Origin of the sequence: Nioella aestuarii, assembly GCF_050896395.1 — a bacterium.
GTDB lineage: Bacteria > Pseudomonadota > Alphaproteobacteria > Rhodobacterales > Rhodobacteraceae > Nioella > Nioella aestuarii.
In genome coordinates this window covers 65,050-89,132 of sequence record NZ_JBPBBA010000002.1, presented here as the reverse complement: position 1 = coordinate 89,132, position 24,083 = coordinate 65,050, and the positions used below count along the sequence as shown (strand labels likewise).

The 24,083-nt window shown below is 60.1% G+C and carries 27 protein-coding genes; 23 read left to right on the top strand and 4 right to left on the bottom strand.

Annotation, left to right across the window (positions count from 1 at the left end):
- Positions 1-77: 77 nt before the first annotated feature.
- The gene (locus tag ACROHD_RS01965) at positions 78-623 is read left to right on the top strand and encodes an amino acid synthesis family protein (RefSeq protein ID WP_432675603.1); all 546 of its coding nucleotides are present in this window, start codon (positions 78-80) and stop codon (positions 621-623) included.
- Here ACROHD_RS01965 and ACROHD_RS01960 read toward each other — a convergent pair.
- Positions 620-1,537, bottom strand: a complete 918-nt coding sequence (locus ACROHD_RS01960; protein WP_432675602.1) for an MBL fold metallo-hydrolase — start codon at positions 1,535-1,537, stop codon at positions 620-622. The genes ACROHD_RS01965 and ACROHD_RS01960 overlap by 4 nt on opposite strands.
- A 143-nt stretch (positions 1,538-1,680) precedes the next feature.
- On the opposite strand from ACROHD_RS01960, the gene ACROHD_RS01955 reads away from it, so the two are divergent.
- Entirely contained in the window at positions 1,681-2,943 is a 1,263-nt protein-coding gene (locus ACROHD_RS01955; RefSeq protein ID WP_432675600.1) for a SulP family inorganic anion transporter, read from the top strand.
- A gap of 74 nt (positions 2,944-3,017) precedes the next feature.
- The gene (gene gltX, locus ACROHD_RS01950) at positions 3,018-4,340 is read left to right on the top strand and encodes a glutamate--tRNA ligase (RefSeq protein ID WP_432675599.1); all 1,323 of its coding nucleotides are present in this window, start codon (positions 3,018-3,020) and stop codon (positions 4,338-4,340) included.
- A gap of 2 nt (positions 4,341-4,342) precedes the next feature.
- Here the strand turns inward: gltX and ACROHD_RS01945 are convergent, their stop codons facing one another.
- The 3 genes from ACROHD_RS01945 to ACROHD_RS01935 all read right to left on the bottom strand — a co-directional run bounded on the left by ACROHD_RS01945 (position 4,343) and on the right by ACROHD_RS01935 (position 5,854).
- Complete coding sequence (locus ACROHD_RS01945) at positions 4,343-4,828, bottom strand: GFA family protein (protein ID WP_432675598.1); 486 nt, start codon at positions 4,826-4,828, stop codon at positions 4,343-4,345.
- A gap of 111 nt (positions 4,829-4,939) precedes the next feature.
- Positions 4,940-5,320 (bottom strand): hypothetical protein, encoded by a 381-nt coding sequence (locus ACROHD_RS01940; protein ID WP_432675597.1) that lies wholly within the window; start codon positions 5,318-5,320, stop codon positions 4,940-4,942.
- 168 nt (positions 5,321-5,488) lie between these two features.
- The gene (locus ACROHD_RS01935) at positions 5,489-5,854 is read right to left on the bottom strand and encodes a mannan-binding lectin (RefSeq protein ID WP_432675596.1); all 366 of its coding nucleotides are present in this window, start codon (positions 5,852-5,854) and stop codon (positions 5,489-5,491) included.
- A 159-nt stretch (positions 5,855-6,013) separates the two neighbouring features.
- Here ACROHD_RS01935 and ACROHD_RS01930 point away from each other — a divergent pair, with 159 nt between their 5' ends.
- From ACROHD_RS01930 to ACROHD_RS01835, 20 genes are all read left to right on the top strand, one after another.
- A complete protein-coding gene (locus ACROHD_RS01930) occupies positions 6,014-7,405 on the top strand; it encodes an MATE family efflux transporter (RefSeq protein ID WP_432675595.1) in 1,392 nt (463 codons plus the stop codon).
- 412 nt (positions 7,406-7,817) lie between these two features.
- Entirely contained in the window at positions 7,818-8,291 is a 474-nt protein-coding gene (gene rplO, locus ACROHD_RS01925) for a 50S ribosomal protein L15 (protein ID WP_432675594.1), read from the top strand.
- A gap of 128 nt (positions 8,292-8,419) precedes the next feature.
- Positions 8,420-9,790: a preprotein translocase subunit SecY gene (secY, locus tag ACROHD_RS01920; RefSeq protein WP_432675592.1), complete on the top strand. Its 1,371-nt coding sequence runs from the start codon at positions 8,420-8,422 to the stop codon at positions 9,788-9,790.
- Positions 9,787-10,425 (top strand): adenylate kinase, encoded by a 639-nt coding sequence (locus ACROHD_RS01915; protein ID WP_432675591.1) that lies wholly within the window; start codon positions 9,787-9,789, stop codon positions 10,423-10,425. The genes secY and ACROHD_RS01915 overlap by 4 nt, the downstream gene beginning before the upstream one ends.
- An 11-nt stretch (positions 10,426-10,436) precedes the next feature.
- Positions 10,437-10,784, top strand: coding sequence for a hypothetical protein (locus tag ACROHD_RS01910; RefSeq protein ID WP_432675589.1), 348 nt, complete (start codon positions 10,437-10,439; stop codon positions 10,782-10,784).
- A 236-nt stretch (positions 10,785-11,020) separates the two neighbouring features.
- Positions 11,021-11,389, top strand: a complete 369-nt coding sequence (gene rpsM / locus ACROHD_RS01905) for a 30S ribosomal protein S13 (RefSeq protein ID WP_127562021.1) — start codon at positions 11,021-11,023, stop codon at positions 11,387-11,389.
- 15 nt (positions 11,390-11,404) lie between these two features.
- A complete protein-coding gene (gene rpsK, locus ACROHD_RS01900; RefSeq protein WP_284481501.1) occupies positions 11,405-11,794 on the top strand; it encodes a 30S ribosomal protein S11 in 390 nt (129 codons plus the stop codon).
- Positions 11,795-11,909: 115 nt separating this feature from the next.
- On the top strand, positions 11,910-12,926 hold the full coding sequence (locus ACROHD_RS01895; RefSeq protein ID WP_432675588.1) for a DNA-directed RNA polymerase subunit alpha: 1,017 nt from the start codon (positions 11,910-11,912) through the stop codon (positions 12,924-12,926).
- 138 nt (positions 12,927-13,064) lie between these two features.
- Positions 13,065-13,484, top strand: coding sequence for a 50S ribosomal protein L17 (rplQ, locus tag ACROHD_RS01890; protein WP_432675587.1), 420 nt, complete (start codon positions 13,065-13,067; stop codon positions 13,482-13,484).
- 335 nt (positions 13,485-13,819) lie between these two features.
- Entirely contained in the window at positions 13,820-14,431 is a 612-nt protein-coding gene (locus tag ACROHD_RS01885) for an autoinducer binding domain-containing protein (RefSeq protein WP_432675586.1), read from the top strand.
- A 60-nt stretch (positions 14,432-14,491) separates the two neighbouring features.
- Complete coding sequence (locus ACROHD_RS01880) at positions 14,492-15,079, top strand: acyl-homoserine-lactone synthase (protein ID WP_432675585.1); 588 nt, start codon at positions 14,492-14,494, stop codon at positions 15,077-15,079.
- A 59-nt stretch (positions 15,080-15,138) separates the two neighbouring features.
- Positions 15,139-16,455 (top strand): replication-associated recombination protein A, encoded by a 1,317-nt coding sequence (locus ACROHD_RS01875; protein WP_432675584.1) that lies wholly within the window; start codon positions 15,139-15,141, stop codon positions 16,453-16,455.
- 31 nt (positions 16,456-16,486) lie between these two features.
- Positions 16,487-16,867 (top strand): fluoride efflux transporter CrcB, encoded by a 381-nt coding sequence (gene crcB / locus ACROHD_RS01870; RefSeq protein ID WP_432675583.1) that lies wholly within the window; start codon positions 16,487-16,489, stop codon positions 16,865-16,867.
- Entirely contained in the window at positions 16,864-17,910 is a 1,047-nt protein-coding gene (locus ACROHD_RS01865) for an RluA family pseudouridine synthase (protein ID WP_432675582.1), read from the top strand. Before crcB ends, ACROHD_RS01865 begins: the two co-directional genes overlap by 4 nt.
- A complete protein-coding gene (locus ACROHD_RS01860) occupies positions 17,907-18,578 on the top strand; it encodes an HAD-IA family hydrolase (RefSeq protein WP_432675581.1) in 672 nt (223 codons plus the stop codon). The genes ACROHD_RS01865 and ACROHD_RS01860 overlap by 4 nt, the downstream gene beginning before the upstream one ends.
- 3 nt (positions 18,579-18,581) lie before the next feature.
- A complete protein-coding gene (locus ACROHD_RS01855) occupies positions 18,582-19,295 on the top strand; it encodes an ATP12 family chaperone protein (protein WP_432675580.1) in 714 nt (237 codons plus the stop codon).
- Positions 19,296-19,531: 236 nt separating this feature from the next.
- Entirely contained in the window at positions 19,532-20,548 is a 1,017-nt protein-coding gene (locus ACROHD_RS01850) for an amino acid ABC transporter substrate-binding protein (RefSeq protein ID WP_432675579.1), read from the top strand.
- 149 nt (positions 20,549-20,697) lie between these two features.
- A complete protein-coding gene (locus tag ACROHD_RS01845) occupies positions 20,698-21,942 on the top strand; it encodes an amino acid ABC transporter permease (protein WP_432675578.1) in 1,245 nt (414 codons plus the stop codon).
- Between the two features lies 1 nt (position 21,943).
- The gene (locus ACROHD_RS01840) at positions 21,944-23,245 is read left to right on the top strand and encodes an amino acid ABC transporter permease (RefSeq protein WP_432675577.1); all 1,302 of its coding nucleotides are present in this window, start codon (positions 21,944-21,946) and stop codon (positions 23,243-23,245) included.
- A 12-nt stretch (positions 23,246-23,257) separates the two neighbouring features.
- Positions 23,258-24,061, top strand: a complete 804-nt coding sequence (locus tag ACROHD_RS01835) for an amino acid ABC transporter ATP-binding protein (protein WP_432675576.1) — start codon at positions 23,258-23,260, stop codon at positions 24,059-24,061.
- The last annotated feature ends 22 nt before the right edge of the window (positions 24,062-24,083 follow it).

Here is a 24,083-nt window from a genome sequence, read left to right as displayed (position 1 = left end):
CGGTTTGAGAAGGGAATTGGTGACGGATTGGCCGGTTTCTGTCTAGACTCATGGCAGATTCAGAGCGAGGCGCGATCATGCCATTCAGAAAGACGGTTTTTATCCGAGAGGTCATTCGGTCCGACGCCTCGGGCAAACCCTGCGAGCCGATCACACGGGTGGCGGTTCTTGCGGTGGTCAGCAACCCCTACACGGGCCAGCATGGGGCCGATCTGTCGGAACTTTTTGACCTCGGCGGCACGCTTGGCGAGACCTTGTTGGCAGAAGCCGTGGCGCAATTGCCGGGTGATCCGATCAGCTATGGCAAGGCCGCGATTGTCGGTGTGGCTGGAGAGATGGAGCACGGCGCCGCGATGATCCATCCCAAGCTCGGCAAACCTATGCGCGCCGCCGTGGGGGGCGGCAACGCGTTGATCCCGTCGAATGCCAAGGTGGCCGCGCTTGGCGCGCAGATTGACTTGCCGCTAGGCCACAAGGACGAAGCGTGGTCCTTCGCCCATTTCGACACAATGACGGTAGGCATGGCAGATGCCCCGCGCCCCGATGAGATCGTGCTGGTCATGGGTGTATCGGACGGGCCGCGCGTACACCCGCGGGTCGGCGACGGCCCGATCACCGATTAGCCCATGAACTGACCCTGTTCGGGCACCCACCGGAACCCGTCGCCGTTGGCCTCGACGAAGCCAAGCGCCGGGAAGGGCATATGATAGCCCACGGCTGGGATACGGTCAGCGGCGATCATGTCCAACACCCGGCGGCGGCTTGCGGCAGCAGCGGCCTTGTCCATGTCAAAGCGGAACTCCCAATCGGGGTTGGCCAGTGACCAGACCGGGTGATTGGCCAGATCCGCGAACAGCATAAGCCGCGCGCCGTCGCTTTCGATATGGTACACCATGTGGCCCGGCGTATGGCCATACGCGGCGACAGAGGTGATGCCGCTGACGACATCCTGACCTGACTCGAGGAAGGTCATGTTGTCGGCCAGCGGGCGCACCTTGTTTTCAAACCCATCATTGCCGGACATGTCCCAATGGTCGAACTCTGTCTGACCCGTCACATAGCGCGCGTTAGGGAACGTTGGTGTTCCGGCATCCGACAATCCGCCGATATGATCGCCATGCATGTGGGTGATCACTACGATATCCACCTGGTCCGGGGTGTAACCTGCGGCTGCCAGGGCATTGGTGATCGCGTCGGGGTTCAGACCGGTGTCGAACAGGATCAGCTCCCTTCCGGTATTGACCACGACTGGGGTAAAGAAAAACTGGGCCACCTCGGCCGATAGGAAATTCGCGGCGCTGACCTCGGCAAATTCCTCGGCGCTGACATTGGTGCCGAAGAGCCCATGCGGGTCGTCCCGCGGGGTGGTGCCTGCCAGCAGGGTCGTCACCTCAAACCTGCCAAGCGTGAACCGGCGGTGACGGGCAAAGGACGCACCCATTGCGGGGGCCTCGGCCCGAACCGCCCCGGCTGACAGGCTGATGAACGGCGCGGCAAGCGAAAGTTGCAGCAAAGAGCGGCGTTGCAAGGTCGACATAGGATCCTCCGCAGATTGGCGATGTGGAAGAAAGGATAGCGTTCTTTCCGCCCCTGGCCGCATCGTCACACAAAGTTGATAGGCGTGGTGCGGGCGGGAATTTGTCCGCTTGTCACCGGGCCAAGGCACTGAATACTTGCGCCATGACGCCAAAGCTGATCACCACGATGAAGAGCTATAGCAGGCCGCTGTTTCTCGGCGATCTGGCGGCGGGCATAACCGTGGCGATGGTGGCATTGCCCCTTAGCCTTGCCATCGCCATCGCGTCGGGCGCCGATCCGGCAACCGGGCTGATCACTGCGATTGTCGGCGGCTTTCTGATATCGCTGCTTGGTGGCAGCCGGGTGCAGATCGGGGGGCCGACAGGGGCGTTTATCGTCGTGGTCTATGGGGTGATCGCCGCGCATGGCCATGACGGGCTGGTGCTGGCGACGCTTATGGCGGGGGTGATCTTGCTGGTGGCCGGGGCGCTGCGGGCGGGCAGTCTGATCTCCTACATACCCGAGCCGGTGATCAACGGGTTCACCATTGGCATTGCAGTGATCATCGCAACAAGCCAGCTAAAGGACTTTCTGGGCCTGTCCATCGCCGATGTTCCGGCAGAGTTCTTTGAGAAACTGGGCGTGTTGTGGGACGCGCGCGGCAGCTTCAACGCCGCCTCGCTAGGTATCGGCGCGCTGACCATGCTGCTGATCTGGGCACTGCGCCGGATGTTCCCGCGCCTGCCCGGCCTGATCGTGGCGGTGGCGTTCACGTCCGGCCTTGTGGTGCTGTTTGATCTGCCTGTCGATACCATTCGGTCCCGCTTTGGGGATCTGCCCTCAACCCTGCCCGCGCCGCGCTTGCCGGAGATCACCTATGCCCGGATCGTGGAATTGCTGCCCTCAGCCATCATCATCGCGTTCCTTGCCGGGGTGGAGTCGCTTTTGTCCGCCATGGTGGCCGATCGTATGATCGGCGGCCGCCACAGATCCAACGCCGAGGTGCTGGCACAAGGCGCGGCCAATATCGGATCGGCGCTGTTTGGCGGACTTCCCGCGACAGGGGCCATCGCGCGCACGGCGACAAATGTTCGGGCCGGGGGCAAGACCCCTGTGGCGGGGTTGGTCCATGCGCTGACCATCCTTCTGGTGATGCTCGTTGCGGCACCTCTGGCAGGGTATCTTGCCATGCCCGCCCTTGCCGGGCTGTTGTTGCTAACCGCCTGGAACATGAGCGAGCCACAGCACTGGCGCGCGCATCTGGCATTGCCCCGGGCGGATCTGCTGTTGCTGCTGCTGACGCTGGTCCTGACGGTTTTGGCCGATGTTGCGGTGGCCATCGGGGTTGGCGTCGCCGTGGGGCTGGCTCTGCGCCTGCGCCGACGCAACGTGCCCCCTGCCGATTGGAACCCACCAAAACACTGATCCCCCGCCGCCCCATGGACAAATGGGCGCGTCTGTGAAACAGGATCGAGCCGATCCGAAGGAGTCCGAGATCCATGACCGTTACCCGTTTCGCCCCGTCCCCCACCGGATACTTGCATGTCGGGAACCTGCGCACCGCGCTGTTCAACTTCCTGATTGCCAAGAAGGCCGGGGGGCAGTTCATCCTGCGCCTCGACGATACCGACCCGGAGCGGTCCAAGCAGGAATATGCGGACCAGATCCAACGCGACCTGGAATGGCTGGGGCTGACCTGGGACCGGATCGAAAGACAATCCGACCGGCTGGACCGCTACGCCGCCGCTGCCGATGAGCTGCGCGAGAAAGGGCGGTTCTATGAGGCGTGGGAAACGCCCACGGAGCTTGACCTCAAGCGCAAGAAGCAGCTCAACATGGGCCAGCCACCGGTCTATGACCGTGCTGCGCTGAAGCTGTCGGATGACGAGAAAGCCGCATTGCGGGCGGAACGAGGACAGGGCGTCTGGCGCTTCAAGCTCAATCAGGAACGGATTGAGTGGGCTGACGGTATTCTCGGTGATCTCTCGATAGATGCGGCATCTGTCTCTGACCCGGTGCTGATCCGGCAGGACGGGCAGGTGCTCTATACCATCGCCTCAGTGGTGGACGATACAGATATGGGCGTAACCCATGTGGTGCGCGGCTCTGACCATGTGACCAACACCGCGACGCAGATCCAGATCATGGAAGCCCTAGGGTTTTCCGCGCCGTCCTTTGCCCACCATTCGTTGCTGACCGGCCCGCAGGGCGAGGCGCTGTCGAAACGTCTTGGCACGCTGGCGCTGAAGGATCTGCGCGAAAACGGGGTGGAAGCGATGGCGCTTCTGTCCCACATGGCGCGGCTTGGATCGTCGCAGCCGATTGAGCTGTGCGAAACGCTGGACCAGCTGGCCGACGGCTTTGACCTGTCCCATTTCGGGTCCGCCCCCACCAAGTTTGATGTCGAAGACCTCTACCCGCTGACTGCCCGCTTCCTGCATACTCAGCCCCTGTCCGCAGTAGCTGAACAGGTGGCCGAGATCGGTGTGCCTGATGATCTGGCAGAAACCTTCTGGAACGTCGCCCGCGCCAATATCACCACTCGCCACGATATCGCGGGCTGGTGGCACCTGTTCCGTGACGGTGCGACGCCACTGGTGGCAGATGAAGACCGGGACTTCGTGGCCGACGCTTTCGCCATGCTGCCGGAACCGCCTTATTCCGCGGAAACGTGGAAAAGCTGGACCGACGCAGTCAAAGAGGCCACGGGCCGTAAGGGCAAGGGCCTCTTCATGCCGCTTCGCAAGGCGGTGACAGGGCTGGAGCGGGGGCCGGAAATGGCCGACGTGATGCAGCTTCTGCAGAAAAAGCCCGCGCTCTGATCCTATCTTCGGATATGCAGCACCTCGGATAGAATCTCGGGATCCATCGGGATGCCATCCGCTGTGGCTGCATGTTCGGAGAAGGTTTTGAACCCGGCTGGAACCATTGTTCCCCTTGCGGCTTCGCCAACAAAGATGAACTTGGTGTTTTCCGGCGTCATATCGAACCAGCCTGGATCGTCAAACGTGCCCGCATAAACGCCAAGCCGATCGGGCCAGCGTTCAAAGGTCAGATGCGTTTTTGTTCCGCAATCTGCGCAGAAATGGATGTAAACCTCTTTTCCGCTTCCGCCCGAAATATGCGTGTAGACCTTGGGTGTGCCTCGTGTCACCTCAAACGCGCTGATATGGTGGATCGGCTCGGTCATTTGCGGGCCGCCGGTGGCGCGTTGGCAAAACTTGCAAAAGCAAACAGTTACCCAATCGGGTGGGCCGTTCACTTCGTATCTGACGTTCCCGCACAAACAGCCGCCTTTGGAAATACTCATGATATCCCCCGCTGCAAAAGGTTAAGGCTCGCACGAATTGTGCGCGTCGAAAAACCGTGATGCAAGGGGCGCGGCGTTTGGCGTTATCGTATCGGCCTGCTTGCGCGGGGATTAGTTTGCAGGCACGCGGATGGTGCAGGTGCCGGGGGCAAACGCTCCGTTGCCGTTCCAGTCGCCGGTCCATGTGCCGTTGCGGTCACGGGCGGCATCGCGGCAGACGGGGCGGGCCTGGGCCACGTGCAGCAATGGCATGACCTCGACGGTGATGACCCGCTGCGCGGGCACGGTATAGCTGCATTCATAGGTGAAATAGTCCACGATACGCACGCTGCCACGTCCCGTGGCGCCTTCCTGATCGGCCACCATGTTGCAGATGAGGAGCGCCTCGACTTCATTCAATGCCTCGATGTTCTCACGACGCGTTTCGGCGGTGGCTGCGGTTGCGGTCAAGGTTAAGGCGACAAAGGCGGTGGTCAGGGTGGTGCGGAACATTGGGTTTCTCCTGGCTTATGTGTTTTGCTGAAATCACTTTGCCCACCAAACTGCGGAATAACCCTGGGGTCGATCCCCCATCTGTCATCGAAATCGCAAAAGAATAACGCCCCGGCAGGGTGACCGGGGCGCGTGCGTCATAAAAATGCTTTGGTGTGAATAAGGGGATTAGCGGATCTGGCAGACGGACATTTCGTTCCAGACGGTGGTCCACCAGTGGCCGGTCCATTCAGCACCGTGAGAATGGGCGATGGCGGGGCAGACCTGCTCGGCATGATCCTGGTTCCAGATCGGGCCAGCTTCGACGGTGCGGGCGGGCATTTGGATCTGGCAGACCGACATTTCATTTGGGACGGTGGTCCACCAGTGACCGGTCCATTCACCCCCATGGGCCTGGGCGACGGCGGGGCAGACCTGGTTGGCGTGGCCCTGGTTCCAGATCGGGCCAGCCTCGATATTTTCGGCAAAGGCGGGCAGGGCGGCAGAGGTGGCGACGAGGGTCAGGGCGATGGCGGCAGTGCGAAGGATGGTCATTGTTTTGTCTCCGTTGTGTTGGTGTGTTTGTCTGACATCGTTTTGCCACACGGCGCCCATCAAACCTCTAGGGTGAATCCCCCAATCGATCGGTTTTGAGTCAGCTATGTGCAGAAATAAGGAGTGGTCGCAGCGAGGCGGCTGTGGCAGGGAGAACAAATGGCACAATCAAACGCGGTCTTTCTGGAAGGAAACCTCTTCCGACATATTTCGGTGATGTCTCTGACGGCCTCGCTTGGGTTGATGGCAGTCTTCCTTGTCGATTTCGTCGACATGATTTTCATCTCGATGTTGGGTAAGGCAGAGCTGGCCGCAGCCGTGGGCTACGCGGGCGCGATCCTGTTTTTCACATCGTCCTTCGGCATCGGCATGTCCATCGCGGCGGGCGCGCTTGTGGCGCGGGCGCTTGGCGGCGGTGATGAAACCGGTGCGCGGATGAAAGCGACGACGGCCCTGAGCTACGGGTTCGCTTTCGGGGCCGTTTTCGCTGCGATTGTGTGGTTCAATCTCGGGTTTCTCGTGACGATGATCGGAGCGAGTGGAGAAACCCACGATCTCGCCGTTGGTTATCTGCAAATCATTATCCCAAGCCTTCCCCTGCTGTTGATCGGCATGGTGGGTGGCGCGATTTTGCGGGCCCATGGCGCGGCGCGGCGGGCGATGTATGCGACGATCATCGGCGGGCTGGTGAATGCGGTTCTGGATCCGATCCTGATCTTTGGTCTGGACCTTGAACTGACCGGGGCCGCGCTTGCCAGCGTCGCTGCGCGTGTGTCGATTGCGGCTGCCGCGCTCTATCCGATCTTACGCCATTATGGTGGCTTCGCACGCCCGACGCGAGACGAATTCCTGAATGACTTCAACCCGATATTCGCGCTTGCCCTGCCGGCGATCCTGACCCAATTGGCGACGCCTGTCGGGCAAGCTTATGTGACGCGGGCGATGGCAGAGTTTGGCGAGGAGGCAGTGGCAGGCATGGCCATTGTCGGTCGCCTGATCCCGGTTGCCTTTGGCACCATCTTTGCCCTGTCCGGCGCGGTCGGGCCGATTATCGGTCAGAATTTCGGAGCCCGGAACCATGATCGTGTGAAACGGGCCTATCTGGATGGGCTTTTGTTCACGGCGCTGGTGGTGATTGTGGTTTCGGTGCTGCTGTACCTGCTGCGCGAACCGATCGGAGCCCTGTTCGAACTGCAAGGCACGTCCAGAGACCTTGTCTACCTGTTCTGTGGGCCGCTGGCTTTGGCATGGTTTTTCAATGGGATGATCTTCGTCTCGAATGCCAGCTTCAACAACCTCGGTCATCCCTACTATTCGACCTGGACCAATTGGGGCCGTCATACATTGGGCACGATTCCCTTCGTTATGCTGTTTGCCGCCTGGTTCGGCGCAGCAGGGGTTCTGATCGGGCAGGCGGTTGGCGGCGTGATCTTCGGGCTGTGGTCGGGATGGTTGGCAATGCGGGTCATTGCGCGCCGTGATCCACCGTCGGAGCCACACCCGTTTCAGCGTCAGACCCGGCTCACTCAGCTGTTCAACTTTCGCCGGTAGGGGCAAAAACACCCCCGAACCCTCCGAGCATATGAAACGGTGGTTTCGCCGACTGCGTCGTCGACCCGTGGGCGGCCCTTCTCAACCCCCGGCTTGCGCCGGAGGCCTCGTCGGTCCGCGTTGCCACGGTACGCCGGAGAGGGGTGGCGCACCCGATCTGAGCTTTGCAGTGGCTGAGATGGCTTGATGCCTCTGGCGACGGCATTTCGACCAGGATGAACGGGGAGGGAGGCCCATGGCAGCAGGGGATGGCCGGGGGGTCAGCCAGGGGACCGGCGGGGGCTTGCCAGCGACTGTGTGCGAGTCTATACGCCCCCGGTGGCCCCGTGCGGGTCCGAGTCTCAAAATCAAGAAATGCCGTGTTTGGCCCCGTGATCGCTTCGGGGGTCAGTTCCGGCGAAGGAGAAGCGACATGAAACTGCATGAACTGCGCGACAATCCCGGCGCAACCAAGAAAGCCAAGCGCATTGGCCGTGGCCCCGGTTCGGGCAAAGGCAAGACCGCTGGCCGTGGTATCAAGGGTCAGAAATCCCGTTCGGGTGTGGCCATCAATGGCTACGAAGGCGGCCAGATGCCGCTGTATCAGCGTCTGCCCAAGCGCGGCTTCAACAAGCCGAACCGCAAGGCATATGCTGTTGTTAACCTGGGCCTGATCCAGAAATTCGTTGACGAAGGCAAGATCGACGCATCGGCTGCGATCACCGAGGATACGCTGGTTGCATCCGGCCTGGTGCGCCGCAAGCTGGACGGTATCCGGGTTCTGGCCAAGGGCGACGTGACCGCCGCGCTGAACCTCGCTGTGACCGGCGCGTCGAAATCCGCCATCGAGGCCGTCGAAAAGGCTGGTGGCAGCCTGACCGTGGCGGCTGCGGCTGCGGCGGAATAACTCGGCCTTCGGGCAAAAGCCCGATCAACGCTTGTGAGCGGTAACCTAACCGCTTACATCTTTGGCAAGTTCTTCCCGCGCCGCGTGGTCGACCCCGATCCCGCGGCGCTGTGCATGAGAGAGACCCTATGGCATCTGCTGCAGAGCAAATGGCCGCGAACCTGAGCTGGCGTACCTTTGGCAAAGCCACCGAGCTGCGCCAGCGTATCCTGTTCACGATCGGCCTTCTGATCATCTACCGGATCGGCACCTATATTCCGGTTCCTGGAATCGACGGCAGCGCATTGCGCGATTTCTTCGAGCAGGCGGCTGGCGGTGTCGGCGACATGATTGACCTGTTCACCGGCGGTGCTCTTGGAAGGATGGGCGTCTTTACGCTGGGCATTATGCCCTACATCTCGGCCTCGATCATCGTGCAGCTGATGACCGCCATGGTTCCGGCGCTGGAGCAGCTGAAGAAGGAAGGCGAGCAAGGTCGCAAGAAGATCAACCAGTATACGCGCTATGGTACAGTCTTGCTGGCAACTGTGCAGGCCTATGGGCTTGCTGTCAGCCTGGAAGCCGGCGAACTGGTGACTGATCCGGGTTGGTTCTTCCGCGCGTCCTGCGTGATCACCCTTGTTGGCGGCACCATGTTCCTGATGTGGCTGGGTGAGCAGATCACGCAGCGCGGCATCGGCAACGGTATCTCGCTGATCATTTTCGTTGGCATCATCGCTGAAATCCCCGGCGCGCTGGCGCAGTTCTTTACCCTTGGCCGGTCGGGCGACTTGCAGACTCTGACCATTCTGGGCGTTATCGCAATGCTTTTGGGCACGCTGACCTTTGTCGTGTTCATGGAGCGATCTTTGCGCAAGATCCATATCCAGTATCCGCGCCGTCAGGTGGGGATGAAGGTGTATGATGGCGGCTCGTCTCACCTGCCAATCAAGGTAAACCCGGCAGGCGTGATCCCGGCGATCTTCGCGTCGTCGCTGCTGCTGCTGCCGACCACGATTTCCACATTCTCGGGCCAGAACGCTGGGCCGGTGATGACCTGGATCATGGCGATGTTCGGCCCCGGCCAGCCGCTTTACCTGTTGTTCTTCGCGGCGATGATCGTCTTCTTCACCTATTTCTACACGCTGAACGTGTCGTTCAAGGTGGATGACGTTGCTGACAATCTCAAGAACCAGAACGGCTTTGTCCCCGGCATCCGCCCTGGCCCGAAAACGGCCGAGTATCTGGAATATGTGGTCAACCGCATTCTGGTTCTGGGCTCTGGCTATCTGGCACTGGTGGTGTTGCTGCCCGAGGTCGTCCGTACTCAGCTGTCGATCACGGCCTATTTCGGCGGCACCTCGATCCTGATTATCGTGTCGGTGGGCATGGATACGGTGCAACAAGTGCAGTCGCATCTGCTGGCGCATCAGTATGAAGGGCTGATCGAGAAATCGCAGCTGCGTGGACGCAAGTCCGGAGGTGGCCGCGCGAAACGGAAAGGACCGGCTCGGCGATGAACCTTATTCTACTCGGGCCCCCGGGGGCCGGCAAAGGCACACAAGCGCGGATCCTGGTGGATGAGCGCAACATGGTCCAGCTGTCTACCGGTGACATGCTGCGCGCCGCCCAAAGCTCGGGAACCGAGATGGGCAAGCGGGTTGCGGAAGTGATGGCCCGAGGAGAGCTGGTCACCGATGAAATCGTGATTGGGCTGATCGAAGAGCAGTTGAACACGGTCGAAGCTGATGGGTTCATCTTCGACGGGTTCCCGCGCACATTGGCGCAGGCGGATGCCTTGGGTGAGCTGCTGGCGAAAACCGGGCAGGGCCTTGATGCGGTCATCGAGATGCGTGTTGATGACGATGCGCTTGTGTCGCGGATCACGGCGCGTTCCACCTGTGGTGATTGCGGTGAGGTCTACAACGACATCACCAAGCCGATCCCGGCCGATGGCAAATGCGTCAACTGTGGCGGCACCGAGTTCAAGCGCCGGGCAGATGACAATGAGGACAGCCTCAAGCAGCGCCTGATGGAATATTACAAGAAGACCTCGCCGCTGATTGGCTACTACTATGCCAAAGGTGATCTGTCCGTGGTGGATGGCCTGGGTGAGATCGACGAGGTCGCAGGCGCGATCCGCGCGATTCTGTAAGGGCGATGCGCGTGCGGGCCATGGTGCAGATCCTGACCGTGGCGCTGTTGACCGTGCCGGGAACGGCGCTGGCGCAGGACGATTGCCGAGCCAGCTATTCCCAGTGGGACCTTGAGGACATGCTGATCGAAGCGTTCGAGGCCCTGGAACAGCCCGACAACGCCCGGTCCAGCCACTGTGTATTCCACCTGGATCTGCCGGAAATGGACGTGCCGGACACTGGGGCCGAAATGGGATATTGCCGCTGGCAGGGTGTTGATGAGGAAACGGAGTTTCACCTTGACCCCGAGCAGCCGGATCAGGTGGCTGTGATGCGTGGCGGAGAAGCGCTTTCTGTACTTGATCTGTGCGACGCGTAGCGGCCTGCCGATCTGGATTTCCAGAAAGTTCTTGACAAAATCTGAACGCCCTTGACCCCGTGGGGAATTCCGCCTAACAGCAGGCTTCCTACAAGGGAATCGCGAGATTTGCCGGAATCACTCCGGCATCGCACGCGCACTGGATTGTTCGATGGCCCGCAGGCTGACCGCCTCGGGCTTTCGGTTGTGAAAAAAGGTTCTGGAGCTACGGAACCGCGACGAAGAAGGAAGACTACGTGGCACGTATTGCCGGGGTAAACATCCCCACCGCCAAGCGCGTTCCGATCGCGCTGACCTACATCACCGGAATTGGTCCCTCCTCTGCGAAATCCATCTGTGAAGCTGTGAACATCGACGAAACCCGTCGCGTAAACGAGCTGTCGGATGCAGAAGTTCTGGCCATACGCGAGCATATCGACGCCAACTTCACCGTTGAAGGCGACCTGCGCCGTGAAACGCAGATGAACATCAAGCGTCTGATGGACCTGGGCTGCTATCGCGGTCTGCGTCATCGCCGTAACCTGCCCGTTCGCGGCCAGCGTACCCACACCAACGCCCGTACCCGCAAAGGCCCCGCAAAGGCCATCGCCGGTAAGAAGAAGTAAGGGGAGGTTCGTACAATGGCTCGTGACAAGACCCGCATGAAGCGTAAGGAACGCAAGAACATCGCCGCAGGTGTGGCGCATGTGAACAGCTCCTTCAACAACACCAAGATCCTGATCTCTGACGTGCAGGGCAACGCCATTTCGTGGTCGTCTGCTGGCACAATGGGCTTCAAGGGTTCCCGTAAATCCACCCCCTATGCCGCGCAGATGGCCGCAGAAGATGCGGGCCGTAAGGCACAGGAACACGGCGTCAAGACGCTGGAAGTGGAAGTCCAGGGCCCCGGTTCCGGCCGTGAGAGCGCGCTTCGCGCTCTGGCTGCCGTCGGTTTCAACATCACCTCTATTCGTGATGTGACCCCGATCGCGCATAACGGCTGCCGTCCGCCGAAGCGCCGCCGCGTCTGACTATGTCTACATGCCTGCGGGCCGTGTGATATCCACACGGCCCGCAGGTTTGTCATTTTGATCCTCGAGCGTTCCGGGCAAGGGATCCGCCCGCGAACAGGAATGGAGGCGACACATGATCCACAAGAATTGGCAAGAGCTGATCAAGCCCACGCAACTGGTGGTCAATCCCGGCAACGACCCGGCCCGTCAGGCCACGGTCATCGCCGAGCCGCTGGAACGTGGTTTTGGTCTGACGCTTGGAAACGCGCTGCGGCGCGTTCTGATGTCGTCGCTGCAAGGCGCGGCGATTACGTCTGTCCAGATCGACAACGTTCTGCACGAGTTCTCCTCGATCGCGGGCGTTCGTGAAGACGTGACCGACGTGGTGCTGAACCTGAAGGGCGTTTCCATCCGTATGGATGTGGAAGGCCCCAAGCGCGTGTCCATCTCGGCCAAGGGCCCCAAGGTTGTCACCGCTGGTGATATCTCGGAATCCGCTGGTATCGAGATCCTGAACCGCGATCACGTGATCTGCCACCTCGACGAAGGCGCCGACCTGTTCATGGAACTGACCGTGAATACCGGTAAGGGCTATGTCGCGGCGGAGAAGAACCGCCCCGAGGACGCACCCATCGGTCTGATCTCGATCGACGCGATCTATTCGCCGGTCAAGAAAGTGTCCTATGACGTGCAGCCGACCCGCGAAGGTCAGGTTCTCGACTACGACAAGCTGACGCTGAAGCTAGAAACCGACGGGTCCGTGACCCCGGATGACGCCGTGGCCTATGCCGCCCGCATCCTGCAGGACCAGCTGTCGATCTTCGTCAACTTCGATGAGCCCGAGGCCGCTGGCCGCCAGGACGACGAGGACGATCTGGAGTTCAACCCGCTGCTGCTGAAGAAGGTCGACGAGCTGGAGCTCTCGGTCCGGTCGGCAAACTGCCTGAAGAACGACAACATCGTCTATATCGGCGACCTGATCCAGAAGACCGAAGCCGAGATGCTGCGCACCCCGAACTTCGGCCGCAAGTCCTTGAACGAGATCAAGGAAGTGCTGTCCGGAATGGGCCTGCACCTGGGAATGGATATCATCGACTGGCCGCCCGACAATATCGAAGACCTGGCCAAGAAATTCGAAGACAACTTCTGATGTCTTCTTCGGGGGCGTGAAACCCGCGCCCCCGGCAATGCCCGCGCTGGCGGGGAACATCTGGGCAATCCTGCCCCACCAAGGAGGGACCGGCACGCACCGGCCCCGGACAAAGCACAAAGTCTAGGAGACCTAATCATGCGTCACGCACGTGGCTACCGCCGCCTCAACCGCACCCACGAACACCGCAAGGCGATGTTCGCCAACATGGCTGGCTCGCTCATTGAGCATGAGCAGATCAAGACCACTCTGCCCAAGGCCAAGGAACTGCGCCCGATCATCGAAAAGCTGATCACGCTTGGTAAGCGCGGTGATCTGCACGCCCGCCGTCAGGCCGCTGCTCAGCTGAAGCAGGACGCCTATGTCGCGAAGCTGTTCGAAGTGCTCGGCCCCCGCTACGCAGAACGCCAGGGCGGCTATGTCCGCGTTCTGAAAGCCGGCTTCCGCTACGGGGACATGGCCCCGATGGCAATCATCGAGTTTGTGGACCGCGATGTTGACGCCAAAGGCGCAGGCGATCGCGCCCGCGTCGAGGCCGAAGAATCCGCCGCAGATTGATTCTGGCTAACTGGCCTGATCGAAATTACGAAACCCCGCCGATCCTGGCGGGGTTTTTTCGTATGGCCTGCTGCAATTTTAAGATCCGTTAAGACGCTTTCGATATTTCGATTCTATTAGAATCCGCAGCGACAGCGACAAGGCGTTCCAATTCGCGTTCACAAACAGGGGTTTGACCCATGAATTCAAGAATATCGCGACGAACAGACCCCGGAAGACCCATGATCCGCGCAAAAATATGCGGATTTATCTTTTCAGCCATTCGACACACAACACCAATCGACATATTATGACTTTACGGAGCACCCGAATTCCGACAACCTGTCGAAAAAGACATGTCCAATAGTAGAGTACTCATATCCTTGCTGGATCAGCTGAAAGCCCTTGCCCCAATGGGGTATACCGTGGGGCTGCATATCCGTTTTGCGTCGCCATTGATCATGAAAAGCACCTACCCGCCGGACTGGCAGCAGGAGTATCAGGACAATGCCTATGCTTTACGGGACCCGCTGGTGTTTTGGGGGATCGGTATCAGCGGACAGACAAGATGGAGCGAGATCCGTCTGCCGGACCCATTTAGCATCATGCAGAAGGCCAAACGCCATGGCCTGCTTTATGGTGCCGTGGTGTCATGCGGGCCGATAACCTCGCGGTCCATTATCGGGTGCGCGCGTTCGGACCGTGAATTCACGGATGACGAGCTTGACGCGATTGCAGTGGTATCCCGCGCGCTTCACGAGGCCGCTGACCCACCCACCGAACTTACCAAGGCGCAGATCGAGGCGCTTCGCCTGATCGCCGATGGAGACAGACATACCGCAGCGGCTGCCAAGCTGGGTATTTCCGAGAGCGCGCTGAAGGCGCGCCTGTCGTCCGCCCGCGTTCGCTTGGGTGCGCGAACCACGGCCGAAGCACTCAAGAAAGCGCGGGAATTCCGATTACTATGACAGCAAAGGCAGTTGCCTCGCGGTTCAGGTTTTACCAACCGCCAACCAGGAGGCACCTCAATGCAAGTCACTACACTGTCTTTCGAGAACATGCACAACCATGGTGAGCTGTTCGCGAACATGCTCCGTGCGCGTCACCAGACGTTCATTGTCCAGAACCGCTGGGATCTGCCAAAAGCAAATGGCATGGAGTTCGACCAATACGACACTCCGGCCAGCCGTTGGGTCACGGTCCATGAAGACGGCCATGTCATGGCCGGCGTTCGGCTGACACCAACAACGCATCGCTGCGGGATCTACACCTACATGATTCGTGATGCGCAGCGCGGGCTTTTGGATTCCATACCGGCGGACCTGCTTGATCGCAAAGCCCCCGTTGCCAGCCATATCTGGGAATCGAGCCGCGTTTTTGTCAGTCGCGAAGTTCCGGCGAAACTGCGTTTTCGGGTTCAGATGCAGCTGATCGCTGAAATGGTCAGTTCGGCGCGGGATCTGGGGGCATCCGAGCTGATCGGAATCATCCCCGCGAATTCCCCCCGTCTTGCGCGCCGTGTCGGGCTCGACTGTGTTCCGGCTGGCCGTGAACTGGATTTTGACGGAGAGAAAAGCGTCGCTGTTTCGATCAGCATGGCCACGAAGATGCATTGATCGGATGACGTATGCCGGAATGGCTTTTCCCCAACCGTATCCAGACATAGGGTGCGGGCATGGCCGATTTATTCGAACGTGCCCCATCCTCCGACACCAACGCAGCCGGACCAAGGCCCCTGGCCGACCGGCTGCGCCCCCGTGCCTTGTCCGAGGTGATCGGGCAGGGCCACTTGCTTGGCCCCGATGGCAGCCTTCGGGTGATGCTGGATGCAGGGTCGCTCGGGTCACTCATTTTCTGGGGGCCGCCCGGTGTGGGCAAGACAACCATTGCGCGCCTTCTGGCGCAGGAAACCGATTTGAGCTTTGTGCAGATCAGCGCGATTTTTACGGGCGTACCGGATCTGCGAAAGGTGTTCGAGGCTGCCAAGCTGCGCCGTGCCAATGGCGGCGGAACGCTGCTGTTTGTGGATGAGATCCACCGCTTCAACAAAGCCCAACAGGATGGCTTTCTGCCACACATGGAGGATGGCACGATTCTGCTGGTTGGTGCGACCACGGAAAACCCCTCATTTGAACTGAATGCCGCTGTTCTCAGCCGGTCCCAGGTGTTGGTGCTGGAGCGTCTGACCGAGGAAGATCTGGATCAGCTCATTGCCCGTGCAGAAGCGGAACTGGGAAAAACCTTGCCTCTGACGGACGAGGCCCGCGCATCTTTGCGAGACATGGCGGATGGTGACGGGCGCGCGATGCTGAACCTGGTGGAACAGGTGGCGGCATGGAAAGTGGACGCACCCCTGGATCCCAAGGCGCTTGGACAGAGGCTCAGCCGCCGCGCCGCGCAGTACGACAAGTCGGGCGACGCCCATTACAACCTGATCTCGGCCTTGCACAAATCGGTCCGCGGGTCCGACCCGGATGCGGCGCTATACTGGTTTGCGCGGATGCTGGAGGGCGGCGAAGACCCGCGTTTTCTGGCGCGGCGCATCACCCGGATGGCCGTGGAAGACATTGGCCTTGCCGACCCGCAGGCGCAGCGTTTGTGCCTCGATGCGTGGCAGACCTATGAGCGGCTTGGCAGCCCCGAGGGCGAATTGGCTCTGGCGCAGGCGGTGGCCTATCTGGCTTTGGCACCGAAATCGAATGCGATCTACGTGGCCTACAAGGCTGCGCGGAAATCGGCGGCGAAAACCGGCTCTGCTCCGCCGCCCAAGCATATCCTGAACGCGCCAACCGGGTTGATGAAAGATCAGGGCTATGGCGACGGATATGCCTATGATCACGATGCCGAGGACGGGTTTTCGGGGCAGGATTACTTCCCGGACACCATGGCGCGGACGGAATTCTACAAACCGGTCGAACGCGGGTTCGAACGCGATCTGGCCAAGCGTGTGGCCTATTTTGCAAAGCTGCGCGCCAAGCGGCAGGGCGGTTGACAAGACCCGCGCAAAGCCACAAACCCCGCCCATGTTTACAACGCTTCTTCAGGTCGCTCTCGGCGGCGCCATCGGGGCCTCGGCGCGCTATGCGACCGGGATCGGAATCGTCCGCCTGATTGGGCACGGGTCCTTCCCTCTCGGCGTGATCACGGTGAATATCGTGGGGTCATTCCTGATGGGGGTCTTCGTAGTGGCCGCGGCACATCGTGGGCTGACGCATCTGTCGCCCTTCGTGATGACGGGCGTTCTGGGTGGGTTCACAACGTTCTCGGCCTTCTCGCTAGAGGCGGTGACGCTTTATGAACGCGGCGACATGAGCGGGGCAGTTTTGTATGTCGTCGCCTCAGTTGTGTGTTCAATTTTCGGGCTGCTTCTGGGCCTGTGGCTGGCGCGGGGGATATTCCTATGAGTGGCGTTCAAACCTTAAATGTTGGGCCCGATGAGGGCGACCAGCGGCTGGATCGCTGGTTCCGGCGGCAGTTTCCCCATATCGGGCAAGTGCAGATCGAGAAGCTGTGCCGCAAGGGCGAAATCCGCGTCAACGGTGGCCGCGTGAAACCGGCAACTCGTCTGGAAGTTGGGCAAACCGTGCGCATCCCGCCGCTGCCCGATGAGGCAGCGCCGCAACCGTTCACCAGGCGCGAACATGTGTCCGATGGGGATGCGAAGATGATTCAGGGCGCGGTGATCTACCGCGACGACCATATCATCGCGCTGAACAAGCCGCCGGGTCTGCCCACTCAAGGCGGTAGCAAACAGACCCGCCATGTGGACGGGTTGGCCGAGGCGTTGAAATTCGGATTCGAGGACAAGCCGCGGCTGGTGCACCGGCTGGACAAGGATACCTCGGGCGTTCTGCTGCTGGCCCGCACGCGAGAGGCCGCGAAGGCCTTGACCACCGCGATCCGTCACCGTGAGACGCGCAAGATCTATTGGGCGCTGGTGGCCGGTGTGCCAACGCCGTATCTGGGCGAGATCCGCTTTGGCCTGATGAAAGCGCCCGGCCATGGACGTAAGGGGGAGGGCGAAAAGATGATCGCCATCCATCCGCGTGACATGGACCAGAATCCCGACGCCAAACGCGCCCATACACTCTATGCCACGCTTTACCGCGTTGCGTCGCGCGCGGCCTGGGTTGCGATGGAACCGATTACGGGCCGCACCCATCAGCTGCGCGCACATATGGCCGAGATCGGGCACCCGATCATCGGGGATGGTAAATACGGCGGCTCTGGGCAGGAAAACCTGGGGGATGGCTGGGGCGCTCAATTGGGTGGCATCATCTCGAAGAAGCTGCACCTGCACGCGCGGATGATGCGGTTCGAGCACCCGGTGACCCGCAAAGAGATCACCATCACGGCCCCTTTGCCCGAGCATATGGCGCAAAGCTGGGAAACCTTTGGATGGGATGAAAGCCTTGCTGCCGAAGACCCGTTCGAAAGGGTGAAATGACCCTGAAACTGGTCATCTTCGATGTCGACGGCACGCTGATCGACAGCCAGGCCCATATAGTGGCGGCCATGAACGGCGCGTTCGAAGGGCTTGGCCTGACCCCGCCGACCCGCGAGAAGACGCTATCCATCGTTGGCCTGTCTTTGCCGGTTGCAATCGATCGATTGATGCCGGATGCCGATGCCGCGACGCAGGCGGCTGTGGTCGAAGGCTACAAGGATGGGTTCATGCGACTGCGCATTGAAAATGGTGCGGCCCTGTCACCCTTTTATCCCGGCGCGCGCGACATGTTGGGGATGCTGGCGGCGCGCGACGATCTGCTGCTTGGCATCGCGACCGGCAAGTCGCGGCGCGGCATGGATCACCTGATGGACCTGCATGGTGTTCGACCGCTGTTTCAGACTGTGCAGGTGGCTGACGACCATCCGTCGAAACCAAACCCCTCGATGATCCTGAGTTGCCTGTCCGAAACCGGGGTAGATACTATACATGCGGTGATTCTCGGGGACACGGTTTTCGACATGGAGATGGGCCGAAATGCCAGAATTCCAGCAATTGGGGTGAACTGGGGCTATCACCCGGCAGAAAACCTGATGCAAGCCGGGGCGGTAACGGTGCTGACGCAATTCGCGCAGTTGGAATCTGTTTTGGACGACATTTGGGACTAAACGATGAGCGAGTGGAAGGCGAAACGGTTCTGGAAAGAAACAAGCGTGGCAGAGGCCCAAGACGGTTGGCAGGTTCTGCTGGATGGTCGCCCGGTGCGCACGCCGCTGAAAGCTCCGATGATCCTGCCGACCCGCGAGATGGCAGAGGCCGTCGCCATCGAATGGGATGCGCAAGAGGGCGTCATTGATCCGTTGTCAATGCCGGTGACGCGGTCTGCGAATGCGGCGATCGACAAGGTATCGGTTCAGCATTCAGAAGTCGCAGCAATGCTGTCGGCCTATGCGGAAACCGATTTGCTGTGCCACCGCGCCGAAGCGCCGAGAGAGCTGGCAGAGCAACAAAACAAGGGGTGGAACCCGGTTCTGGACTGGGCCGAAAAGACCTATAACGCGCCCTTGATCGTCGTGACGGGCATCCTGCCAGCCGATCAGCCTGCCGAAAGTCTGGGCATCTATGCCCGCACCGTGGCCGGGTACAGGCCCTTTTCCCTGACCGCATTACACGACCTGATTTCGCTATCGGGGTCGCTTGTGCTGGGTTTGTATGTCGCGAATGGGAAAATGGATCCCGATGACGCCTGGCATCTGAGTCGAATCGACGAGGATTGGCAGATTTCGCAATGGGGCGAAGATGAGGAGGCCACCGAAATGGCCGAAACCAAGCGCGCCGCCTTTCGACATGCCGCCAATTTTCTGCGTCTTGCGCAAGGATCGTGATGTTTCACTGGGCATAGTTATAATGCTGTTGCGCAGCATGTGTGCAGCCAAAGAAATTTACCCTAGGTAAGCCTTGGAACAGTGTGTTTCACCGAACCGCACCCTTGACCTCATCACCCAGATTTGCCCAATTAAAGGGCGGGGGCACGTACCATAGGTGTTTGCCCCTCCCAATTCAAAGGTCGTAACGGCCGAACAAGTCGCCCAAAAGGGTGAACCATCAGGAAGAGGTAAACATGAATAAATCCGTTCTTCTCGGCACGCTTGCCGTGGCAGGTCTCGCAGCTGGTGCTGTGTCCGCGCAGACGCTGGACGAAGTCCGCGCACGCGGTGCACTGAACTGCGGCGTGACCACTGGCCTCGTTGGCTTTGCGGCGCCCGATGCAAACGGTGAATGGGAAGGCTTCGACGTTGGCGTTTGCCGCGCTGTCGCCGCGGCAGTTCTCGGCGACTCCACTGCTGTGAACTTCGTGCCCACCACCGGTCAGACCCGCTTCACCGCGCTGGCCTCTGGCGAAATCGACATGCTGGCTCGGAACACCACCTGGACCTTCAGCCGTGACGTTGACCTGCGTTTCGAATTCGTGGGCATCAACTACTATGACGGTCAGGGCTTCATGGTTCCCCGTGAACTGGGTGTCTCCTCGGCCATGGAACTGGACGGCGCAACCGTCTGCATCCAGACCGGCACCACCACCGAGCTTAACCTGGCGGACTTCTTCGCCTCGAACAACATGAGCTACGAGCCGGTTCCGATCGAAACCAACGCAGAAGCACAGCAGCAGTACCTTGCTGGCGCCTGTGACGTGTACACCACCGACGCATCCGGCCTGGCCGCTACCCGCGCCACCTTCGAAGATCCGTCGGCACACGTGGTTCTGCCGGAAATCATCTCGAAAGAGCCGCTCGGCCCGCTCGTTCGCCATGGCGACAACGAATGGGGCGATATCGTCCGCTGGACGCTGAACGCTCTGATCGCAGCTGAAGAACTTGGCGTGACCTCGGCAAACGTGGCTGAACTGGCTGCCGGCACCGAGAACCCGGAAATCAACCGTCTGCTCGGCTCCGAAGGCGACCTGGGCGGTATGCTCGGCCTGTCCTCTGACTGGGCGGCAAACGCGATTTCCTCCGTCGGTAACTACGGCGAACTGTTCGAAGGCAACATCGGTGAGAACACCCCGATCGGCCTGGCGCGTGGTCTGAACGCGCAGTGGACCGACGGTGGTCTGCTCTACTCGCCGCCGTTCCGCTAAGGAATAGCTGGAATTGGGGGGCGCGGCATTGCCGCGCCCTTCTTCCAATTGCGCCTCATCAAGTACTGACCATGCGACCGGACCATCTGCTTGCCAGATGATTGGGGGGTCGTGGGTCGCTCCTCCAGCGACAGTCGGGGTTGCCACACATGTCAACAGCAACAAACCCACCGGCCGAGTCCTTCCGACTTAGCCAACTCATCTACGACACCAGATATCGGTCTATCACCATTCAGGTCGTCGCCTTTGCCCTTATCATCGCCGGCCTGTTCTTCCTTGGAACGAACATCGTTCGGAACCTGAGCGAGCTTGGGAAAGACTTCAACTTCAGCTTCCTCAGCTCTCGCGCCGGATACGATATCAACCAGCGCCTGATTGAATACTCGAATGACTCCACCCATGGCCGGGCTGCTTTGGTTGGCATTCTGAATACGCTTCTTGTCGCCTTCCTGGGCTGCATCCTGGCCACGATCCTCGGCGTCATCGCCGGTGTTCTGCGCCTGTCCAAAAACTGGATCGTCGGACGCCTGATGACGGTTTACGTGGAAGGCTTCCGCAACATCCCGCTGCTGCTTTGGATCATCCTGATCTTCGCGGTCATGACCGAGGCCACGCCTCAGCCGCGTGATTTCCGCGGCGATGAACCCGAAGCGTCCATGATTGTGTTTGACAGTGTCGCTGTGACGAACCGCGGGATCTACATCCCCTCGGTTCAGTTCAACAACGTCATCGGCGGCGCGGAATCCGGCAGCCTGATGAACTGGCTGGTGATCATTGCACTTGTCATTGGCAGCATCGTCGCCATCCGCAAGATCAACGCCTCGGCCACCGCCAAGCAGGAGGCGACAGGGGTTCGCCCAACCACCTGGTATATCAATCTAGGGGTCTTCTTCGTGCCCCTGATTGCGGCTTTGATCCTGATGGGCGCGCATCTGAACTATCCTGAACTGCGCGGCTTTAACTTTGCGGGCGGTACGCATCTGCGCAATTCGCTGATTGCTTTGTGGTTCGCGCTGTCGCTTTATACCGGTGCCTTCATCGCCGAGATTGTGCGGGCGGGCATCATGGCCGTCAGCAAGGGCCAGACCGAGGCAGCGTTTGCCCTGGGCCTGCGTCCGAACCGGACGATGAACTTGGTGATCCTTCCGCAGGCCATGCGGGTGATCATTCCGCCGCTCATCTCGCAATATCTGAACTTGACCAAGAACAGCTCGCTCGCCATCGCCGTGGGCTACATGGATGTTCGCTCCACCCTCGGGGGGATCACGATCAACCAGACCGGCCGAGAGCTGGAGGGCATGTTGCTTTTGGGTCTGTTCTACCTGGTGACCTCGCTGGTCATCTCAGGCGCGATGAACATCTACAACAACTCCGTCAAGCTGAAGGAGCGGTGATATGACAAAGACACCTTCATTTGTCCGCACCCAGATGCTGGACCCCAAAGATCCGCCACTAGGCGAAAAAGGCGCGGTGAAGTGGATACGGGAGAACCTGTTTTCGGGCTGGTTGAACTCGATCCTGACGCTCGTGTCGCTTTATGTCGTCTATTGGGTTCTGGCCCACACCATGCCATGGGCCTTGGGCGGTATCTGGCAAGCGGACTCGCTGTCTGAGTGCCGGGAAATCCGGGATGCCAGTGGTATCGGCTATGATGTCGCCTGTTGGGCGGTGATCACAGACCGCTGGCACCAGCTGCTATTCGGCTTCTACCCGTCCGAACTGTACTGGCGGCCGATCCTGGCGTTGATCCTGTTCGGAGTGGCGATTGCACCCATCCTGTTCGACAAGGCACCGCGCAAGCTGCTGATCGTGACGGCTATCATGCCCTTCGCGGCCTACTGGCTTCTGTGGGGTGGGACGATTTGGGGCCCGCTTGTTACGGCCGCAGGCTTCGTCATTGGCTGGGCCGTGCTGACCTATGGGGCGGCTTCTCTGGGTGCCCTTGGCGCAACCATCGGCGCTATTGTCGTACCGCTTCTCTACTGGCTGCTTTTTGCTGGAACGATCAGTGGGGCGCTCAGTTCTGCCCTGCCAATCGGAATCGAGCAGGTTGCCTCTGACCGGTTTGGTGGCTTCATGCTGGCCATCGTGATCGGGGTTGCAGGGATCGTCATGTCGCTGCCGCTTGGTATCCTGCTGGCGCTTGGCCGGCAGTCTGACCTGTTCATCATCAACAAGTGCTCGGTCTTCTTCATCGAGGTCATCCGGGGCGTTCCCCTGATCGTGTGGCTGTTCACGGCATCGCTGCTGCTGAACTACTTCCTGCCGCCGGGAACCAACTTCGACCTGATGTTGAGGGTGATCATCATGGTGACGCTCTTCTCCTCGGCCTATATTGCTGAGGTGGTTCGTGGGGGTCTCGCGGCCCTGCCACGCGGCCAGTACGAAGGGGCAGACAGCCTTGGGTTGGACTATTGGCAATCCATGCAGCTGATCATCCTGCCGCAAGCCCTGAAGATTTCCATCCCCGGGATCGTGTCCACGTTCATTGGCCTCTTCAAGGATACCACGCTGGTGGTGTTCATCGGCCTTCTGGACCCGATTGGCCTGTCCAACGCAATTCGCGCGGACTCGGCCTGGAACGGTATCTACTGGGAACTGTTCATCTTCATCGGCCTGTGCTTCTTCATCTTCTGTTTTTCCATGTCCCGCTACTCCATGTGGCTTGAGCGCAAGCTCAACACCGGGCATCGCTAAGGAGACGTCCAAATGACTGACGCTCAAACTGCTTCCATCCAGGACCGCGAAATCGACCGGTCTCATATGAAGGTCTCGGACGAGGTTGCGATCTCGATCGAGGGCATGAACAAATGGTACGGCACCTTCCACGTGCTGCGTGACATCGACCTGACGGTGTATCGTGGTGAGCGGATCGTGATCTGTGGCCCCTCGGGGTCCGGTAAATCCACCCTGATCCGCTGCATCAACGCGCTGGAAGAACACCAGCAGGGCAAGATCGTGGTGGACGGAACGGAACTGTCGAACGACCTGAAGAACATCGACAAGATCCGGTCCGAGGTTGGCATGTGCTTCCAGCACTTCAACCTGTTCCCGCACCTGACCATTCTGGAAAACTGCACGCTGGCCCCGATCTGGGTGCGCAAGACGCCCAAGAAGGAAGCCGAAGAAACGGCGATGCATTTCCTGGAAAAGGTGAAGATCCCCGAACAGGCCGACAAGTATCCCGGCCAGTTGTCCGGCGGTCAGCAGCAGCGTGTGGCCATCGCGCGTTCGCTGTGCATGCGCCCGCGCATCATGCTGTTTGACGAACCCACTTCGGCACTTGACCCTGAGATGATCAAGGAAGTGCTCGACACCATGATCGAGCTGGCCGAGGAAGGCATGACCATGCTTTGCGTGACCCACGAGATGGGCTTTGCGCGTCAGGTCGCCAACCGGGTGATCTTTATGGATGCGGGTCAGATCGTGGAACAGAACGAACCGGAAGAGTTCTTCACCAATCCGAAGTCAGACCGGACCAAGCTGTTCCTCAGCCAGATCCTTGGCCACTGAGCCAGCACATTTCTCAGAATTG

What these genes read in the sequence shown, in the direction of transcription:
- ACROHD_RS01850 (WP_432675579.1), top strand. Translation starts at nt 19,532, where the DNA reads ATGAATAAATCCGTTCTTCTCGGCACGCTTGCCGTGGCAGGTCTCGCA.
- ACROHD_RS01955 (WP_432675600.1), top strand. Translation starts at nt 1,681, where the DNA reads ATGACGCCAAAGCTGATCACCACGATGAAGAGCTATAGCAGGCCGCTG.
- ACROHD_RS01885 (WP_432675586.1), top strand. Translation starts at nt 13,820, where the DNA reads ATGTCCAATAGTAGAGTACTCATATCCTTGCTGGATCAGCTGAAAGCC.
- secY (WP_432675592.1), top strand. Translation starts at nt 8,420, where the DNA reads ATGGCATCTGCTGCAGAGCAAATGGCCGCGAACCTGAGCTGGCGTACC.
- ACROHD_RS01880 (WP_432675585.1), top strand. Translation starts at nt 14,492, where the DNA reads ATGCAAGTCACTACACTGTCTTTCGAGAACATGCACAACCATGGTGAG.
- ACROHD_RS01935 (WP_432675596.1), bottom strand. Translation starts at nt 5,854, where the DNA reads ATGACCATCCTTCGCACTGCCGCCATCGCCCTGACCCTCGTCGCCACC.
- ACROHD_RS01940 (WP_432675597.1), bottom strand. Translation starts at nt 5,320, where the DNA reads ATGTTCCGCACCACCCTGACCACCGCCTTTGTCGCCTTAACCTTGACC.
- ACROHD_RS01860 (WP_432675581.1), top strand. Translation starts at nt 17,907, where the DNA reads ATGACCCTGAAACTGGTCATCTTCGATGTCGACGGCACGCTGATCGAC.
- ACROHD_RS01865 (WP_432675582.1), top strand. Translation starts at nt 16,864, where the DNA reads ATGAGTGGCGTTCAAACCTTAAATGTTGGGCCCGATGAGGGCGACCAG.
- ACROHD_RS01845 (WP_432675578.1), top strand. Translation starts at nt 20,698, where the DNA reads ATGTCAACAGCAACAAACCCACCGGCCGAGTCCTTCCGACTTAGCCAA.
- ACROHD_RS01960 (WP_432675602.1), bottom strand. Translation starts at nt 1,537, where the DNA reads ATGTCGACCTTGCAACGCCGCTCTTTGCTGCAACTTTCGCTTGCCGCG.
- crcB (WP_432675583.1), top strand. Translation starts at nt 16,487, where the DNA reads ATGTTTACAACGCTTCTTCAGGTCGCTCTCGGCGGCGCCATCGGGGCC.
- ACROHD_RS01840 (WP_432675577.1), top strand. Translation starts at nt 21,944, where the DNA reads ATGACAAAGACACCTTCATTTGTCCGCACCCAGATGCTGGACCCCAAA.
- rplQ (WP_432675587.1), top strand. Translation starts at nt 13,065, where the DNA reads ATGCGTCACGCACGTGGCTACCGCCGCCTCAACCGCACCCACGAACAC.
- ACROHD_RS01930 (WP_432675595.1), top strand. Translation starts at nt 6,014, where the DNA reads ATGGCACAATCAAACGCGGTCTTTCTGGAAGGAAACCTCTTCCGACAT.
- rplO (WP_432675594.1), top strand. Translation starts at nt 7,818, where the DNA reads ATGAAACTGCATGAACTGCGCGACAATCCCGGCGCAACCAAGAAAGCC.
- gltX (WP_432675599.1), top strand. Translation starts at nt 3,018, where the DNA reads ATGACCGTTACCCGTTTCGCCCCGTCCCCCACCGGATACTTGCATGTC.
- ACROHD_RS01895 (WP_432675588.1), top strand. Translation starts at nt 11,910, where the DNA reads ATGATCCACAAGAATTGGCAAGAGCTGATCAAGCCCACGCAACTGGTG.
- ACROHD_RS01835 (WP_432675576.1), top strand. Translation starts at nt 23,258, where the DNA reads ATGACTGACGCTCAAACTGCTTCCATCCAGGACCGCGAAATCGACCGG.
- ACROHD_RS01915 (WP_432675591.1), top strand. Translation starts at nt 9,787, where the DNA reads ATGAACCTTATTCTACTCGGGCCCCCGGGGGCCGGCAAAGGCACACAA.
- ACROHD_RS01965 (WP_432675603.1), top strand. Translation starts at nt 78, where the DNA reads ATGCCATTCAGAAAGACGGTTTTTATCCGAGAGGTCATTCGGTCCGAC.
- ACROHD_RS01945 (WP_432675598.1), bottom strand. Translation starts at nt 4,828, where the DNA reads ATGAGTATTTCCAAAGGCGGCTGTTTGTGCGGGAACGTCAGATACGAA.
- ACROHD_RS01875 (WP_432675584.1), top strand. Translation starts at nt 15,139, where the DNA reads ATGGCCGATTTATTCGAACGTGCCCCATCCTCCGACACCAACGCAGCC.
- rpsK (WP_284481501.1), top strand. Translation starts at nt 11,405, where the DNA reads ATGGCTCGTGACAAGACCCGCATGAAGCGTAAGGAACGCAAGAACATC.
- ACROHD_RS01855 (WP_432675580.1), top strand. Translation starts at nt 18,582, where the DNA reads ATGAGCGAGTGGAAGGCGAAACGGTTCTGGAAAGAAACAAGCGTGGCA.